This is a genomic window from Salmonella sp. SAL4457 (assembly GCF_046548235.1).
Classification (GTDB): Bacteria; Pseudomonadota; Gammaproteobacteria; order Enterobacterales; family Enterobacteriaceae; genus Salmonella; species Salmonella enterica.
On sequence record NZ_JBGDZO010000320.1, the window covers coordinates 1 to 289 of the forward strand.

Below are 289 nucleotides of genomic sequence, written 5' to 3' on the forward strand. Positions count from 1 at the left end.
GTCCAATATTCCCCACTGCTGCCTCCCGTAGGAGTCTGGACCGTGTCTCAGTTCCAGTGTGACTGATCATCCTCTCAGACCAGTTACGGATCGTCGCCTTGGTAGGCCTTTACCCCACCAACTAGCTAATCCGACCTAGGCTCATCTGATAGCGTGAGGTCCGAAGATCCCCCACTTTCTCCCTCAGGACGTATGCGGTATTAGCGCCCGTTTCCGGACGTTATCCCCCACTACCAGGCAGATTCCTAGGCATTACTCACCCGTCCGCCGCTGAATCCAGGAGCAAGCT

At 56.1% G+C, this 289-nt stretch carries 1 rRNA gene; it reads right to left on the reverse strand.

Annotated features, from left to right (window positions below):
- A 16S ribosomal RNA gene (locus ACLJNW_RS24465) occupies positions 1-289 on the reverse strand; the annotation flags it as partial.